Origin of the sequence: Streptomyces sp. NPDC006872 (assembly GCF_040635845.1) — a bacterium.
Taxonomy (GTDB): domain Bacteria; phylum Actinomycetota; class Actinomycetes; order Streptomycetales; family Streptomycetaceae; genus Streptomyces.
The window spans coordinates 530154-545365 of sequence record NZ_JBEYIL010000003.1 but is presented as its reverse complement, the minus strand read 5'-3'; the positions used below and the strand labels follow the sequence as shown (position 1 = coordinate 545365).

Below are 15212 nucleotides of genomic sequence, written 5' to 3'. Positions count from 1 at the left end.
AGTGATGAGTGTGTGGTGCTGTACGGCGAGAGCGCAAGTACTTATGCTGACGAGTGACGCCGCGCGTGCGACGTGCCTATGACCCCGACCCGTCGGAGATGCCCAGATGTCGGAGATCCAGCGCCCCGGAGCCCTCTACCAGCAGGTCGCCGCCGCCATCCGCGAAGCGATCCTGTCCGGCGAGCACGAACCCGGCGCTCCCCTGCCGTCGGAGGCGCAGCTCATGGAGCGCTACCAGGTGTCCCGGCCGACCGTCCGCAACGCGGTCGCCGCCCTGCGCGCGGAGGGGCTGATCGACGTCCGCCACGGCAAGGGCAGCTTCGTCCGCGCCGACCGCGGCCCCGCCGCAGGCATCTCCCGCTACGTGGGCAAGACGCCGGCCGGACACTTCACGCTGTACGGCGTAGCCGCCTGGCAACAGACCGAAGAGCCCACCACCTACCGCACCCACGCCACCGAAGCCACCGCCCACCAACTGGAACTCAAGGTGGAGGACGCCCTGTTCGGCTGTGACCGCCTGCTCGCCGACCCCGCGACCGGGGCCCGCGCGATGCACCGCACCCTGATCCCCTTCACCACCGCCGAGGCCGTACCCGCTCTCGCCGAGGCACCGGACACCGATCCTGCGACGGTGTACGCGCTGCTGACGAAGGCCGGGCACAAGCTGTGGTGGTCCGAGACGGTACGCGCCCGCATGCCTATGCCCGACGAGCGCACCGCGCTGCGCCTGCCCGACGCGACCCCGGTCCTGCACGTCTCCCGCGTCACCTGCGGCACCGACAGCGACGCCCTGATCCTCGAAGAACTCCGCATCGGAGCAGACCGCGCCGCACTCGGCTACCGGATCACCGCCGACAAGGAGCCCACCCGACGCGGGAGGGCGTGACCGCGAACGGTAATCGGTCGAAACAGTCTTCACTTCCTCAAGGGCGCGCCTGCGGCGCGCCGGGCCGCCCGGCCGCCCCGGCCGGGCATGCGGCGTGGCCGCCGGTCCCGGCCGAGCGCCGGACGCCCCACACCGCAGCCAGCCCCAGGAGTCGAAGCGCCGACCGGCCGTCGAGGGCCGGGGCGTGGGTGGCCGGGGGTCGCCGGCCGCAGAGACTTTAGGCAGCCACCATGGGGCGAGCCTCGAAGAACAGGGGGCCCATCGGGCACAACCGCGGGCAGGTCCAGTACCTGCCCGATTCGCCGGGCGAGCGTAAGGCCCCCTGTTCACTCGCCCCATGGCAGCTCCCGCCCAAAGTCTCTGCGGCCGGCGACGTGCCCATGTGCACCGCCCACCAGCGGAAACACCCCTCACCGCGCACCACCGCTGTCGCCGTCGGCGAGCTTCTCCAGGAGCCCCGAGAGCCGGACGGCCGCAGCGGGCAGACCCACCAGGCGCACCACCCCGCGCCCGTCGTCGTCTGTCGCCGCTAAAGCCCGTAACTCGGACGGCTCGAACTCTGCTAAGAGGAGCGCAAAGTTCAGCTGATCGGCGGCCTCACGCGCCACACGCCAACCCGCCATGTAGTCGACGCCGCGCACCCACAGACCGGATCCGACCCCGGCCACATCGTCCAGTCCATCACTCGCCCAGCCCTCACCCGAGCCGCTCACGTGTTCCACCTCTGCCCTGATCTAGATAACGGATCGTCAACTCTGGCTGGTCCAGGGCGGATACACAGCACGAAGGCCCCGGTACCATCAGGCACCGGGGATCTTCGCGTTCCCCAACCGGGCCACCCCTTGCTTTCCAGGGCTGAGAGGGTGGCCCGGTCTCGGTATGAGGTTGTGAGGCGTGGCCCCCAGGCACTGAGTGGGGAACTCAGCGAACCAGCCCAGGAGCCACGCCCCGATCTCCGGAGGGCTCGCCCTCCGGCTCCCGGCTGTCGGACCACTCCCGAGGGAGTGACACGGATGACGACAGCCGGAGATCATCAGGACGGATGGCCCCGAGTTCCGCCGTCGAGGTCGATTCGGCACCACACGGTCTTGCCGCCCCGGTCTTCCGGCGTCCACCAGACCGCCGCCGCCAAACGCTGAATGATCAGCAGTCCCCGGCCACTGTCCGGCAGGACCGCTTCCGACAGCTCTTCCATCAGGCCCGGCCAGAACGTGTCACCGAGCGGTAGCAGCGGCGGTGACGAGTCCTCATCCGCGACCCCGATGAACAGCCACTTCGGCCACACCTTGAAGTGCACGTCGACACGACGGGAGCAGCCAGGACGTGTCAGGGAGCGTTCCGGCACCACGTGGTTCACGACGTTGCCGACCAGCTCTGAAACGATCAGCCGGGCGTCGTCCACCGCCTCACCAGCTCCCACGCCCCGCAGGAACTCGGCCGTCTGGTCCCGCGCGACGCGGGCCACGTTGTCGCACTCGGTGAAGAGGGTCAGGGTCAGGTAGTGCCCGCCGGACGAAGGATCCGGCGCGGCGAACCAGTGCGCGTGCGCGTCCAGTTCACTCGCTAAGTGCGCATGTGATCGCGCTCTTCTCGCGTCCATGAACGGGCCCCGTCTCAGGTCACGTCTACCGAGGCGTTCCCGGCAGGGAGATGAGGGTGCACCCTTCAACCCACCTGCCGCTCCCCCCTCTTGGGGACCCCCCTCACCGGTACACTCGGAAATAGGACGTGAGTGCAGATCGAGAGAGCCGATCTGACGACGGGCGTCAGGTCAATCACGATGGGGAAGTGAGATGGCCGAGGCAGCACCGACACCGGCAGCTCTGCCGCCGCACGTACTGGAGCGCGCGGACGTGCGGTCGGCGATCGCCAACCACGACTTCGGCGAGGTCTTCAGACTCGCCAGGCTCCACGGCCACATCAGCTACGCCAAGATCTCCGAAGCCGTCGGCTACAAGCGCGAACACATCGGCAAGATGGCCCGCCCCGAAACCGAGGGCAAGGGCGTCCGCCCACGGATCACCCAGCACTACAAGATCCTCGAAGTCGTCGACGGCCTACGCATCCCTGGCCATCTCGCGGGACTCGCGCCGCGCCCGTGGGAGTTGGAACGACCGTCCCCCGCATCCCGGACCGAGGACCCCAGCACGTTGATCGCGCAGGGCGGAGCCGGCCTGTGGGACATCGCCGAGATGCTGAGGCGCACGGAGATGTCCAGCATCAACAGCGCCGCCCTGGAATCGATCGAACAGGGCATCGACCAACTGGCCCGCGCGTACCCGTACGCCGATGCCGACTACCTCCACGACCGCACCCGCAACGGCCTCCAATACGTCACCAAGCAGCTCGAAGGCCGAATGACGCTCCGCCAGCACCGGGAACTACTCGTCGACACCGGATGGCTCTTCCTGCTCAACGCGTGCGTCCAGTACGACCGAGGCCAGCGCGAGGCCGCCAACCTCAGCAAGGCCGCCGCACTCCGCATCGGCCAGGAGGCAGGCCACGGCGAAATCATGGCGTGGGCATGGGAAATCGAAGCATGGTTCGCCCTCACGCAAAGCCGCTGGCAAGACATGCTCCAGGCCGTAGAGGCCGGACATGTCGCCGACCAGACGCATTCCGTCGGTGTGCAGTTGTACGCCCACAAGGCACGCGCCGCCGCACGCATGGGGGACGGCCGCCTGGTCCGTGACTCCCTCGACGCCGGCCGAGCCCGCCTGGATCGCCTACCGCGCCCGGACCACCCCGAACACCACTTCATCATCGACCCCGACAAGTGGGACTTCTACGAGATGGACGCCTACCGTCTCCTCGGAGATGACGAACGCGCCGCCGCCCACGCCCGCTCAGTGATCAACATCAGCACCGGCCCCGATGGCACCGAGATTTCCCCCATGCGCGCCGCGGAAGCCCGTCTCACACTCGGAGTCGCGGCCGCCCGCACGGGCGACATAGAGGAAGCAATCGGCATGGGCACCACAGCTCTCGATGCCAACCGCAAGTCGCTCCCGTCCCTGCTTTTAGTCGCCGACGAGCTGGACAAGGAACTCCGCTCCCGCCACCCCCGCGAGGCGGCTACCCGCGACTTCCACGAACGGGTCATGACCATCAAACGAGGAGCAGCCAGACCCGAGCTCCCCTTCTGAGGTGGCCTAGACGTCTGGTTCCGAGAGCCCGACGGCCGTCCGACGGACCCGGATCACAATGCCGTCGACAAGGCGGGTCCTACCACTGCCAGCCATGCACGAACTCGCTCTTAGGCCACACGGCGCCAGAGGCCGATCAGGCGAAGGGACCGTGCTGTGCTGTCCGGGCCTGTCCGCCTCGACCTCCGTCATGGCTTCAGGGCGTGCTGTGCTCCGTTGCCACTGAACCAATCCCCCCGGTGAACCCGCGAACCTTGGTCCCAAGATGCGCCTGAACGGGCCGGGTGTTCGAATGAAACATAGGGATTGTTCGCCCGGATCCTCGGAACTCTCATCACCTCGCTTCAGGAGGTTGAGCAAGCAATGAGTGCCGAGACTTCTACAGCTCTGTCATTGTCTGGCGGAGGCTACCGTGCGATGCTCTTCCACGCTGGCGCACTGTATCGGTTGTGCGACGCGGGGTGGCTGGAACGCTTGGACCGGGTGTCCAGTGTATCTGGGGGATCGATAATCGCAGCGCAATTGGCGACACAATGGGATTCCTTGATGACTGGGCCGAACTTGCCAGATTCATACCGTGCTCATGTGCTCGAACCCCTGCTGGCATTTTCCCGCCGCACCCTTGACGCGCCATCCATAGCAAAAGGATTCGTCACTCTCGAAGGTAGCGCCCGCAGGGTGGCCGCCACCTACAGAAAGCACCTTTACGGCTCGACGACACTGCAGCAGATTCCCGACCATCCACGGTTCGTTTTTAATGCGACAAACCTGCAGAGTGGTTCACTCTGGCGATTCTCGAAACCGTATGCCAGGGATTACAAAGTTGGAGGAATCGAGAATCCCGAGTTCGATCTAGGCACGGTAGTCGCAGCCTCGTCCGCATTCCCCCCCTTCCTGTCGCCCATGATCTTGCAGATTCCTCAACACATGTGGACCCTTCCTGGGGTCGACCCTAAATTTGAGCGCAAACCCGGCATATCGCGGATCATTCTGAGCGACGGGGGAATATACGATAATTTGGGGCTTGAGACCGTCAAGCGCTTTACCATGCTATTTGCGAGTGATGGCGGCGGCGCTTTCGAAAGCGTGTTGAAGCCGCATACAAACTGGCTCGGTCAATTGCGACGCGTCCTTGCGGTCGAAGACGGCCAAGTTCGGTCGCTGCGCAAACGGGCGATCATTGACCAATACAAGAGTGGCGCCCGGGGTGGCACATACTGGGGAATTCGAACGAACGTCCAGGACTATGGACTTCTCGATTCTTTGCCAAGCCCCCACACAGAGACGCTTCGCTTGGCCGCTATACGCACCCGACTAGCATCTCCGGGCACAGTGGATTCGCTAAAGTTGGTCAACTGGGGATATGCGGCATGCGATGCAGCATTGCGGAGATATGTTGACAGCTCCATATCACCCCCAAAGGAATTCCCATTCCCTGAAACCTTGCTTTGAATTCGAGGCGGTGGAGTCAATGATGGAGCACGGCACATACTTGCAATTGCCAAAAAGGGTCGTGGCCCAAGTGGCGAGCTCCTGGGACCCACAGTCGGTCGAGAACGGTAAAGCTATAAACATACAGGCAATAATGCGCAGATGGAGCGGATGTCAATTCTGCTATGCCGTAGCCGATGAGGTGACCACAGACGTAATAACGATGGAAGTGTCAAGTTGGCCGACGCTCGACAGTAGGGGGCGTCTCATGTTTCTACCCATTCCTGGCCTGCCATCCAGCACTATTGAAAACGACGAGAAGACCGTCCTTCTTGATATTGCAGCTCACGACCTCAGCAACAAGGAGCGCGTGGTTTTCGGCATCAGCCAAGAAGGAATTCCCGTCCAGGAAGGGGAGGTATTTGGAATGGCGGTAGTTCCTAGAGCCTGGCCAAAACCAGAGCACGTAGTGCGAGGTGATGATCTAACCCAACTTATCCCGTCGCCTCTTTATGACGTTACATCCGAGGCATGGGAGCTGGCTCGTGTGGCACTGTTGGCTACACATACCCCACCGCTGAACAATGAAGAGACTATCGCGATTTTGTCAGATGAGCCACACGGCGAATCATGATTCTAGAGGGGAATGTCGCAGCGATGACCAGGTCTTCTCCAACAACCCTCTCCGATTTCGAGACTATCGCAGGACTGAGCGAAAGAAGCGATTTCATAAGCGACATTAAATCAACAGATCTAGTTTATTTTCTTCTTGACGTCGGAAATGGTGATGCCCAAATTCTGCTCCTTCCTGAACAGTATGGCCGACGCGCCGTTGTGGTAGTCGACGTTGCCCGATTCAAGATGGTTGATCGACTGATACGTGCCCTGAGTGACACGCCACTGCTTCGTGATTGGAATGGCGAGATTGAAATAGCGATCGCCACACATCCTCACAGAGACCACATTTACGGCATGGCAAAGCTTCTGAGCTCGTATAGAGTTCGAGAGTTCTGGGAACCGGGCTGCCCGTTGCCTAGTCAGAGCTATTTCGACATGTGTACAACAATCGAAGATAGGCGTCACATCACAGGTCACTGCTTGCCAACGAGTGGATACGAACAAAGGATTGGAGATCTGGTTCAGCTCACTGTTGTAGCGCCTTCCGTTGCATTGAAGCACAGATTTGAAGAGAGAGGATTTGATGTCAATAATTCATCTATAGCGCTACTAGTTGAATACCCGAAGATGCAGGTCGCTCAGCTTGGAAAGCGAAGGCATGACTACAGTCACAGGCGAGGGAATCGACTACTTCTCGGTGCGGATGCTCAAACTGTAAGCTGGGCTCAAGTAGAGACAGAATTCCCGCGTTTGTCTAGCGGGGATTATCTGAAGGCGGATGTATTCAAGGTGCCACACCACGGCTCAAAACATGGTGTCAACCTTGAACTGGTCGAGCGCGTGAGTCCCAAGTTTAGCCTTATTTCCTGCGCTTCCGGAGGCGGGCGACATAACTTCCCGCATGGCGTGACGCAAGAAATCCTAAGGGAGGCACGATACGCGATCGCCGTTAAGGGGGGCCCTCGTCCGACGGATCACGAACTAGGTATTCACCAGACAAGTGACCGATATTTGAACGGTGAAGATATGAATGAGCCGCTCGGAACTATCGCAGTCGTGGTTGGGCGGGCACTTAATGATCTGGCTCTCTGGCGTCTCCGAGATGATGAGAACCAGATCAACCTTCAAAGGGCCGTGTGCCTCAGTTCGACGGCAGTTGCATCGGAAATGGTTTCGCGCCGAACATTCGAACGTTGATCCACGGCGGTTGCCTGGACGAGGTCGACGAGAGACTTACCGTTTACGGCCCATTCGAGCGCTCACCCAGGGGCGTTGGCAAGACATGCTCCAGGCCGTAGAGGCCGGACATGTCGCCGACCAGACGCATTCCGTCGGTGTGCAGTTGTACGCCCACAAGGCACGCGCCGCCGCACGCATGGGGGACGGCCGCCTGGTCCGTGACTCCCTCGACGCCGGCCGAGCCCGCCTGGATCGCCTACCGCGCCCGGACCACCCCGAACACCATGCCTGCCCCTGTGCCTGCCTCTGCGCCGAGCCCGACACCTGTGCCTGCCCCTGCCGGCGATGCCCTGAGCCTACCCAACAACAAGATCAAGACGACATGCCAGTGATCTGCAAGCCCTTGGTCGCCGACGAACTGGACAACGAACTCCGCTCCCGGTAGGCCCGCAAGGCGGCCACGCGTGCCCTCCATGAACGGGTCATGACCATCAAAGGAGGGCGGGGCTGCCAGGCCAGAGCTGCCGTTCTGATGAGCCGCCGCTCTGTGCGCGCTTACGGGTAACCAACCCACAAACGCGAGGGCGCGATCACAACCGCGCCCAGCCGCCCAGGGCCGGGACGAGCGGGCACTGAGCGGTCAGCACCAGCTCAGCACACGGACCATGATCAGCAACAGTTAACGCAAACGAACAGCAAGATCAAACTAGCCCTACAGATCGCCTCATCTGCCCGTTTGCCATGGCCAGACACCGAGTGCTAAGCAGCCAGCCCAAAGTACTCCACGTTCACCAGGTGGAGGTTTTTGCAGTCGAGCGCGTAGGCGAGCCCACCGGCGACGAAGACGCCCCCGCGGGCGATGCTGAGGACTATGTCGGGTACGTACCCGTCGTCGGCGATCGTCTGCGCGAGTTCGCGGACGGCGACCCCGAACCGCTCGTAACTCAGCTCCTCCCGAGCCACGCCCGCGTCACTCATACCTGGGTCCGATGGAAGTTGAGGAAGGACCGGGAGGCGGTCGGACCGCGCTGCCCCTGATACCGGGACCCGTGCCGCTCACTGCCGTACGGGGACTCGGCCGGCGAGGTGAGCTTGAACATGCACAGCTGGCCGATCTTCATCCCGGGCCAGAGCTTGATGGGGAGCGTGGCGAGGTTGGACAGCTCGAGCGTCACATGCCCGCTGAACCCGGGGTCGATGAACCCGGCGGTGGAGTGGGTGACGAGCCCGAGCCGCCCGAGGGAGCTCTTCCCCTCGAGCCGCGAGGCGAGATCGTCGGGAAGCGAGATGACCTCATACGTGGAGGCGAGCACGAACTCACCAGGATGAAGAATGAACGGCTCGTCGCCCTCGGGCTCCACCAGCCGGGTCAGGTCGACCTGCTCGACGGACGGATCGATATGCGGGTACCGGTGGTTCTCGAACACCCGGAAGTACCGATCGAGCCGTACATCGATGCTCGACGGCTGCACCATGGATTCGTCGTAGGGGTCGATCCGTACCCGCCCGGCGTCGATCTCGGCCCGGATGTCCTTGTCTGAGAGAAGCACGTCCCGAGGATACGCACGGCGCGCGGAGCCACCACAATCGGGACGACTCCACGCGCCGGGCCGCTGACTGGCCGGTTTGCCTACCGCTTCTCGAGAATCACCGGCACGACACTTCGCAACCGGGCACAACGAGGGCACCGGACGAGTCGCCCGGGACCGAGCCGCTCGGCCTGCTGCATCGGGAACGAAGCGGTGCTGAACACGTGCCCATCGGCACAACGGACGACGGTGCGCTCCATCAAGTCCTAGAGTCCCTTCCCCAAAGAGCCGCGTCCGGCTGCTGCTCGCCGGACACTGAAAGCCACATTACGGGACGAACGGGACGACCCTCCAGGCGGCACTCCGACCCCGCCCGGCCCCTCTTCCGCACCCCCACCGTACGCCCCAACTCCGGTCCCCCGCACCCGGATCCCACCCCTGAAACGCACCCGGACCCCAGGGCTTCAGCGCCCGGGGCCTGGCATGAGGTAGAGTGACGGAGCGTTCCGACACCGGCAGTGACCGGCGTCTTACGCGGGTGTAGTTTAATGGTAGAACATCAGCTTCCCAAGCTGAGAGCGCGAGTTCGATTCTCGTCACCCGCTCCAAAAGCCAAGGCCCAGGTCATCGACCGGGGCCTTTTTTGATCAGCGGGGCCGGCCGTCTCCGCGGCTGGCATGGTGACAGCTAGCTGCACTTCCTGCATTTCCTGTCGTGCCTTGCGAACGGCCGTATCGAGGCCGACTACAACTTCCTGCTGCCGGTCGTCGCCGGAGGGACGGAACCTGTCGGCTCGACCCAAACGGCGACACCTGCCCCTCCCATTAGCGCGAACGCGGTCGCCTCAGCACGAGATGGGCCGGTTCCGGCGAAGGCCCGGTCGGCGCGGGCGGTGCGGAGTGTGCCGAGGGGGGTGGAGTAGCGGCGGAGCTGAAAGAGATCATGTACAGACTCCGACAAGTACGACAGCGCGTGAAACTCATGGGGCCTGAAACCATCCACACACGGGCCACCGCATTGGGGGGACGCCCTACAGGATTACTGCATCCATCTCGAAGCGGTCGCCGAGGTGAAGGCCATTAGCACGCCTGGCACACCTCAGATGTTTGAGCAGGAGTACGCGGGAATGCGCGCCTCGGCCGCCGCCCATGATTCCTTCGTGCGAGCGGTTGGTGCACTCATCGAAGGCAGAGACGCATCACATCGATTGTGATCAATACTGCCTCTGCGGCCAGCTCGGGCCGCCCTGGGGCCGTCCGAAGGGGCCCGTTGACGACCAACGGTGACAACCACCGACAGCTAAGTCGTAGTTCACAGCGTTGATCGTCAACAAGCCCGCAAGTCAGGAATGCGACCCGACACTTCTTCGGCTACTGACTGTCTTGCAGTCCGTCAAACACAACCAAAGAGCCATCCCGCTCGAACCGCAGCACGCGGGGCCGGGGAGCTTTCTGGGCTGAGTCCGGCTCAGGATGAAGCTCTCCGTAGCGCTGATGGTAAAGATCAACCGCTTCGCGGAGCGGGCATCCTTGTGCCTCACGAATCGCCTTCACTGCGAGGATGGTGCGTCCCTCCAGAATGTAGCGATCTACACTCTCCGGCAGTTCTGCCACACGTCCTCCCCGGTCCGGCATCGAAGTAGAGCAACCGCGGCTCCTCCGGTCAACTGAGTTGAGCAGCCGACCATGGAAGCCCTCGGCCGTGCCCGCCGCGTGCCCGTCTGAGGGGTGCGCCGCGGGGTCTTACCCAGCTCAGTAGTCCTCACCAACCACCGTGCCCGTAGTTCGCATCGAGGGGCAGCATGAGTGTCTAGGCCTCACCACCACGCTTCCGCCGTCGTGGCTCGCTCCGGCGACAGCGGCGGTCAGCGCCGAACCTCGGCGGACGGTCAGTTGAGGACCACGAGCGGTTGGCCAACGTCCCCGGACCACTGTGATCGACCTGATAGGGATGAGGCTGGCCCGCAAAACCTGTGTCCGGCACGGGCCATCCTCAACCGACGGACCCCCGATCACGCAGGTGTCCCAAGCTGATGGCACCCCTGGCTGAGGACAAGGCCGACCTGTCAGTGCGGTATGAGAGCCTCCGGCCATGAGCTACGACTTGGCTGTGTGGGAGGGCGAGCGTCCTGCGGACGACAAGGCAGCCGCGCGCGCGTTCACGGACCTCTATGAGCACTACGTCGACACGGATGTTGAGCATCCGCCGACCGAGCGCATAGCGGCTTACGTCGCCGGCCTCCTGGGGCGGTGGTGTGACCTGACCGAGGACGAGAAGGACACCTCCCCGTGGTCGACGAGGCCGTTGATCGGAGAGGCATGCGGCCCGCTCGTCTACTTCCCGATGCGCTGGAGCATGGCTGAGGAAGCCTCCACCTACGCGGCGGCCCTTGCAAACTCAATGGGGCTGGTCTGCTTCGACCCCCAGCAGAACCGTCTCAGGCCCTGACGCCGGGAGCGCGCTCCCGTCTCAGTTTCCGTCTCATTCAGCGCCGTTCACGGCCGTTCAGACGAGACCCGCAGCCGCCCCCGCCCTCATGACCGGCCGCCCATGAACGCAGGTGAACGCCCCTGCACCCGACCCAAGACCGCACCACCGCAGTTGGAAAGCGTGCGTCCGCCCCCGCGAGAGGGGGTGCGCGGCCGGCGCTGGCAGGTCACCTCGTGGCCATCGACGAAGCCCGGCCGTCGGTTAGGTCCCGGACGAGTCTCCGAGCCGCCCCCAGACAGGCCGGGGATGAAACCATCCCTTCAGAGCTGGAACCCCCGGAAGCCGACCGCGCGCTTGAGACCATATGCGCAAGCACTGACAACGCACCTGTCGGCGATGGACCGTTGAGTGGGTGAGTGTCTAACTGCGCGACAACGCCGACGGACAATCGCGGACGCGCGCGAACGCCTACGAACCATCGGTGCAGGTAAAAGCCATACCAGCCCAAGGCCCAGCCCCCGCCCAAGTTTCTTCGGGACGAAGAGGTCGCGGGTCAAATCCCGCCACCCTGACTCAGAAGTACAAGGTCAGAGCCACTTAGACCGCCAGATCACCTTCCGTTGCAGGAGCCTCGAGCGGCTACGCTGGGCGCGCGATTGCCAGGGCAGCGAGCTGCGAGGTGGCGACAGAGCTTGGGGGCGGAGTGCAGCCGGACAGTGGCCTGGGCGTCGGTCTCAGCCCGAGGGAGGCAGCCGCCCTCCTGCTGGACAAGATTCGTCAGGGCAACGGCTACGCCCGCGGCAAGAAGAAGCGGTTCGGTCGAAGTGCCGCCGTCACCAAGGTGGCGACGCTTGTACTGTCCGCTGCGTCCACCGTCATCCTGGGCCTGCAGAACCTCAACGCGTGGGCTGGTCCGGCCTTGGCGTGTGTGGCGCTGGTGACGTTGCTGGGAGCCGTCGAACCGTTCTTCAACTGGCGCTCCCGGTGGGTTCTGATGGAGGAAGCGCAGTACCGGTTCCAGCGACTTGCCGATCACCTCGAATACCTCGTGGCATCGACGGCCGCCGACGAGCTCACGTTCGATCAGCTGAACGAGATCTTTGGCCAGCATCAGGCGATCTGGGGCGACCTAGGCCGCACATGGCTGGAGCATCGTCGGGAACCCGCGCCGTCGACCAGTGCCTAGTGATCGTCGGGGGCGCGGGTCTCCCGTTCTGGCACGGCCGCAGCTTCTTGCACTTCCTGGCGTGCCTCGCGGACGGTCGCGTCGAGGCCGGCTGCAACTTCCTGCTGTCGGTCGTCGTCGGAGTGCTGATAGATCAGCGCGGCTTTCTCGGAGGACTGGCCGGCGCACCGACCGCGGGCTGCTCTTCACCGGAGGCGTCCGAACGGCGACCCGGCAGGCACGGCGATTCGGCGTCCATTGACCCCCATCGCCTTTCATCATCACCTTTCATCACTTCCCTCACCTCCCAACGCCCCTTCAAAAGGACGCACGTGCACAAGGGCGCCGACGAATCCTTCTACCTCATCTCGGGTTCGCCGGAATTCCTGAACGGCGATCAGACCTTCATGGCGAGCGCCGGTGACCCCGCCCCCGGTGCGAAGCCCGAGGAAGCGGACCTGAATTGATGCCAGAGGGAGGGATGCGTGGGATGCGTCAGCGGTTGATTCCTGATGCGAAAGCCCGCGGGCAAAACCTAAGTTACCCGCAGGTTTCCCGTGACTTATTTCACCCTTCTCAGTAGAACTCGTTTCTCTTATGCAAGGGGAAGGAGATCTACGTGGGCACAAGTCCTGCCGACATACTGCAAGGAAGAGGTCTGTCCCGGCGCGGCTTCATTGGAGGAACTGGTTCTATTCTTGGCGCCGCAGCCCTGAGCACCTTCGGCATCCCGACCGCTGAGGCCGACCCGATCGAACCCGGCGCACAGGTCGCCGCACTCGTGATCGGAACCGGATACGGGGGTTCCGTCACCGCACTGCGACTCGCACAGGCCGGCGTGGACGTCCACATGGTGGAAATGGGCATGGCCTGGGACACCCCGGGAACGGACGGCAAGATCTTCGCCAACACCGCCAGCCCCGACTATCGGTCCTTCTGGCTTCGCACCCGGACCAAGCAGCCCCTGAGCAACTTCCTCGGCTTCCCGCTCGACAAGGACGTGCCGAAGTACACGGGCATTCTCGACGCCGAGGAAATGGGCGGCATCATCGTGTACCAGGGGCGGGGCGTCGGGGGCGGCTCCCTCGTCAACGGCGGTATGGCCGTGACGCCCGACCGATCCCGGTTCCCCGGGGTGCTCCCCTCGGTCGACGCCGACGAGATGTACGACGTGTACTACCCGCGCGCGAACAGCGCGCTCGGCGTCGGCACGATCGACCCCGCCTGGTTCGAGACGACGGACTGCTACCAGTACGCGCGCGTCGGCCGCAAACACGCGGAACGGTCCGGCTTCGCCTTCAGGTTCGTCCCCAGCGTCTACGACTGGGACTACATGAAGCAGGAGGCCGCGGGGACGGTGCCCAAGTCGGCCCTGGCCGCCGAGATCCTGTACGGCAACAACTACGGCAAGAAGTCCCTCCAGAAGACCTATCTCGCGCAGGCCCGCGCCACCGGCCGGGTCAGCGTCTCACCGCTGCACAGGGTCACCACGGTGACGCCGGCCACCGGCGGCTACTCCGTGACCATCGAGCAGCTCGACACGAGCGGAGCCGTCACCGCCACCAAGACCGTGCTCGCCGCGCGGGTGTTCTTCGCCGCCGGAAGCGTCGGCACCAGCAAGCTGCTGGTCCGGCTGAAGGCGACGGGCGCGCTGCCCGGCCTCAACAGTGAGATCGGCAACAGCTGGGGCGACAACGGCAACGTCATGTGCGGCCGGGCCAACCACCTGTGGGACCCGACCGGAGCGCTTCAGTCGTCGATGCCGACCGCGGGCATCGACAACTGGACCGCGGGCGGTGCGTTCGCCGAGGTGGCGCCGCTGCCGACCGGTATCGAGACCTGGGCGTCGTTCTATCTGTCGATCACCAACAACCCCAACCGCGCACGGTTCACGTACAACACGTCGACGGGACAGGTGGAACTGAACTGGCAGACCGCGTGGAAGCAGCCGTCCATCGACATGGCGAAAACGATCTTCGACAAGATCAACGCCACCGAGGGCACCATCTACCGCACGGACCTCTTCGGCGCCAACAAGATCTGGGGCGACCATCTCACGTACCACCCGCTGGGTGGCGCGGTCCTCAACAAGGCCACCGACAACTACGGCCGTCTGCACGGCCATTCGGGTCTCTATGTGATGGACGGTGCGCTGGTCCCCGGCAACGTCACCGTCAACCCCTTCGTGACCATCACGGCGCTCGCCGAGCGCAACATCGAGAAGATCATCGCCGCGGACTTCTGACACCTGTGGGCCGTGGCCGATGTGCCGCGGCCCGCAACCGGCAACCCGCAAGCCCGCGAGCCCGCAGGCCCGCAACCCCCAACCCCCAACGCCTCACGAATCCTGTGGCGAAGGCAGCGCACAGACGGTGTCGAGACCCAGCACGTGATTGAGACGGCCGAACGCCAGCCAGGAGCCGATGCTCATGGTCAGCTCCACGATCTCCGCCTGGCTGTAGTGCGCCTTCATCCGGTCCCAGAAATCGTCGTCCAGGTGGTGATGGTCGAGTGCGTAGCGCTCCGCGTACTCGGCGGCGAGTCGGGTCCGTTCGTCGAAGACGTCCGTGGTCCGCCACTGCGTGACCGCGTCGAGGAACCCTTCCTCGACCTTCTCCCCGTCGCGTTCGGTGCGCCAGTCCAGGCAGAACAGGCACCCGTTGATCTGCGCGATGCGTAGGCGGGCGGCCTCGAACTCGCGTAGTCCGAGGGTCGAGTACTCGTAGACGGACAGGGAGAAGGTGCTGGCCGCATGTCCGATCTTGGGCACCATGTCACCCCAGACGTACGGGATGGGGTCGGTGCCCTCGGGGATGTCGATCTGCATG

At 64.0% G+C, this 15212-nt stretch carries 13 protein-coding genes, 1 tRNA gene and 2 pseudogenes; 9 read left to right on the top strand and 7 right to left on the bottom strand.

Annotation, left to right across the window (positions count from 1 at the left end; translation table 11 throughout):
• Positions 1–106 precede the first annotated feature (106 nt).
• Positions 107–886, top strand: a complete 780-nt coding sequence (locus ABZ725_RS11470) for a GntR family transcriptional regulator (protein WP_358802464.1) — start codon at positions 107–109, stop codon at positions 884–886.
• Between the two features lie 410 nt (positions 887–1296).
• Here the strand turns inward: ABZ725_RS11470 and ABZ725_RS11465 are convergent, their stop codons facing one another.
• Entirely contained in the window at positions 1297–1599 is a 303-nt protein-coding gene (locus ABZ725_RS11465; protein WP_358802463.1) for a hypothetical protein, read from the bottom strand.
• Between the two features lie 320 nt (positions 1600–1919).
• Entirely contained in the window at positions 1920–2486 is a 567-nt protein-coding gene (locus ABZ725_RS11460) for an ATP-binding protein (protein WP_358802462.1), read from the bottom strand.
• Positions 2487–2679: 193 nt separating this feature from the next.
• Between ABZ725_RS11460 and ABZ725_RS11455 the strand changes: the two genes are divergently transcribed.
• The 4 genes from ABZ725_RS11455 to ABZ725_RS11440 all read left to right on the top strand — a co-directional run bounded on the left by ABZ725_RS11455 (position 2680) and on the right by ABZ725_RS11440 (position 7278).
• On the top strand, positions 2680–4032 hold the full coding sequence (locus tag ABZ725_RS11455; protein WP_358802461.1) for a tetratricopeptide repeat protein: 1353 nt from the start codon (positions 2680–2682) through the stop codon (positions 4030–4032).
• Between the two features lie 363 nt (positions 4033–4395).
• Positions 4396–5484, top strand: a complete 1089-nt coding sequence (locus ABZ725_RS11450; protein WP_358802460.1) for a patatin-like phospholipase family protein — start codon at positions 4396–4398, stop codon at positions 5482–5484.
• A 247-nt stretch (positions 5485–5731) separates the two neighbouring features.
• Positions 5732–6097, top strand: a complete 366-nt coding sequence (locus ABZ725_RS11445) for a hypothetical protein (RefSeq protein ID WP_358802459.1) — start codon at positions 5732–5734, stop codon at positions 6095–6097.
• Positions 6094–7278, top strand: a complete 1185-nt coding sequence (locus ABZ725_RS11440) for a hypothetical protein (protein ID WP_358802458.1) — start codon at positions 6094–6096, stop codon at positions 7276–7278. Before ABZ725_RS11445 ends, ABZ725_RS11440 begins: the two co-directional genes overlap by 4 nt.
• Before the next feature lie 756 nt (positions 7279–8034).
• On the opposite strand, the pseudogene ABZ725_RS11435 reads toward ABZ725_RS11440, so the two are convergent.
• Positions 8035–8238 (bottom strand): annotated as a pseudogene (locus ABZ725_RS11435) (phosphoribosyltransferase family protein); the annotation flags it as partial.
• The gene (gene dcd / locus ABZ725_RS11430) at positions 8235–8810 is read right to left on the bottom strand and encodes a dCTP deaminase (RefSeq protein WP_358802457.1); all 576 of its coding nucleotides are present in this window, start codon (positions 8808–8810) and stop codon (positions 8235–8237) included. The gene dcd and the pseudogene ABZ725_RS11435, both read right to left, overlap by 4 nt.
• A 513-nt stretch (positions 8811–9323) precedes the next feature.
• Here dcd and ABZ725_RS11425 point away from each other — a divergent pair.
• Positions 9324–9397 (top strand) — tRNA-Gly (locus tag ABZ725_RS11425).
• A 762-nt stretch (positions 9398–10159) separates the two neighbouring features.
• Here the strand turns inward: ABZ725_RS11425 and ABZ725_RS11420 are convergent.
• On the bottom strand, positions 10160–10402 hold the full coding sequence (locus tag ABZ725_RS11420) for a hypothetical protein (RefSeq protein ID WP_358802456.1): 243 nt from the start codon (positions 10400–10402) through the stop codon (positions 10160–10162).
• Between the two features lie 478 nt (positions 10403–10880).
• Here ABZ725_RS11420 and ABZ725_RS11415 point away from each other — a divergent pair, with 478 nt between their 5' ends.
• Positions 10881–11237 (top strand): hypothetical protein, encoded by a 357-nt coding sequence (locus ABZ725_RS11415; RefSeq protein ID WP_358802455.1) that lies wholly within the window; start codon positions 10881–10883, stop codon positions 11235–11237.
• A 661-nt stretch (positions 11238–11898) separates the two neighbouring features.
• Positions 11899–12405 carry an SLATT domain-containing protein gene (locus ABZ725_RS11410; protein ID WP_358802454.1) on the top strand — a complete coding sequence of 169 codons (507 nt, stop codon included), beginning with the start codon at positions 11899–11901 and terminating at the stop codon, positions 12403–12405.
• On the opposite strand, the pseudogene ABZ725_RS11405 reads toward ABZ725_RS11410, so the two are convergent.
• Positions 12402–12569 (bottom strand): annotated as a pseudogene (locus ABZ725_RS11405) (site-specific integrase); the annotation flags it as partial. The gene ABZ725_RS11410 and the pseudogene ABZ725_RS11405 overlap by 4 nt on opposite strands.
• A gap of 434 nt (positions 12570–13003) precedes the next feature.
• Here ABZ725_RS11405 and ABZ725_RS11400 point away from each other — a divergent pair.
• Entirely contained in the window at positions 13004–14629 is a 1626-nt protein-coding gene (locus ABZ725_RS11400; protein WP_358802453.1) for a GMC oxidoreductase, read from the top strand.
• 93 nt (positions 14630–14722) lie between these two features.
• Here the strand turns inward: ABZ725_RS11400 and ABZ725_RS11395 are convergent, their stop codons facing one another.
• Complete coding sequence (locus tag ABZ725_RS11395; RefSeq protein WP_358802452.1) at positions 14723–15211, bottom strand: carboxymuconolactone decarboxylase family protein; 489 nt, start codon at positions 15209–15211, stop codon at positions 14723–14725.
• Position 15212 lies beyond the last annotated feature (1 nt).

What these genes read in the sequence shown, in the direction of transcription:
- ABZ725_RS11445 (WP_358802459.1), top strand. Translation starts at nt 5,732, where the DNA reads ATGTTTCTACCCATTCCTGGCCTGCCATCCAGCACTATTGAAAACGAC.
- ABZ725_RS11470 (WP_358802464.1), top strand. Translation starts at nt 107, where the DNA reads ATGTCGGAGATCCAGCGCCCCGGAGCCCTCTACCAGCAGGTCGCCGCC.
- ABZ725_RS11415 (WP_358802455.1), top strand. Translation starts at nt 10,881, where the DNA reads ATGAGCTACGACTTGGCTGTGTGGGAGGGCGAGCGTCCTGCGGACGAC.
- ABZ725_RS11395 (WP_358802452.1), bottom strand. Translation starts at nt 15,211, where the DNA reads ATGCAGATCGACATCCCCGAGGGCACCGACCCCATCCCGTACGTCTGG.
- ABZ725_RS11460 (WP_358802462.1), bottom strand. Translation starts at nt 2,486, where the DNA reads ATGGACGCGAGAAGAGCGCGATCACATGCGCACTTAGCGAGTGAACTG.
- ABZ725_RS11455 (WP_358802461.1), top strand. Translation starts at nt 2,680, where the DNA reads ATGGCCGAGGCAGCACCGACACCGGCAGCTCTGCCGCCGCACGTACTG.
- ABZ725_RS11450 (WP_358802460.1), top strand. Translation starts at nt 4,396, where the DNA reads ATGAGTGCCGAGACTTCTACAGCTCTGTCATTGTCTGGCGGAGGCTAC.
- ABZ725_RS11440 (WP_358802458.1), top strand. Translation starts at nt 6,094, where the DNA reads ATGATTCTAGAGGGGAATGTCGCAGCGATGACCAGGTCTTCTCCAACA.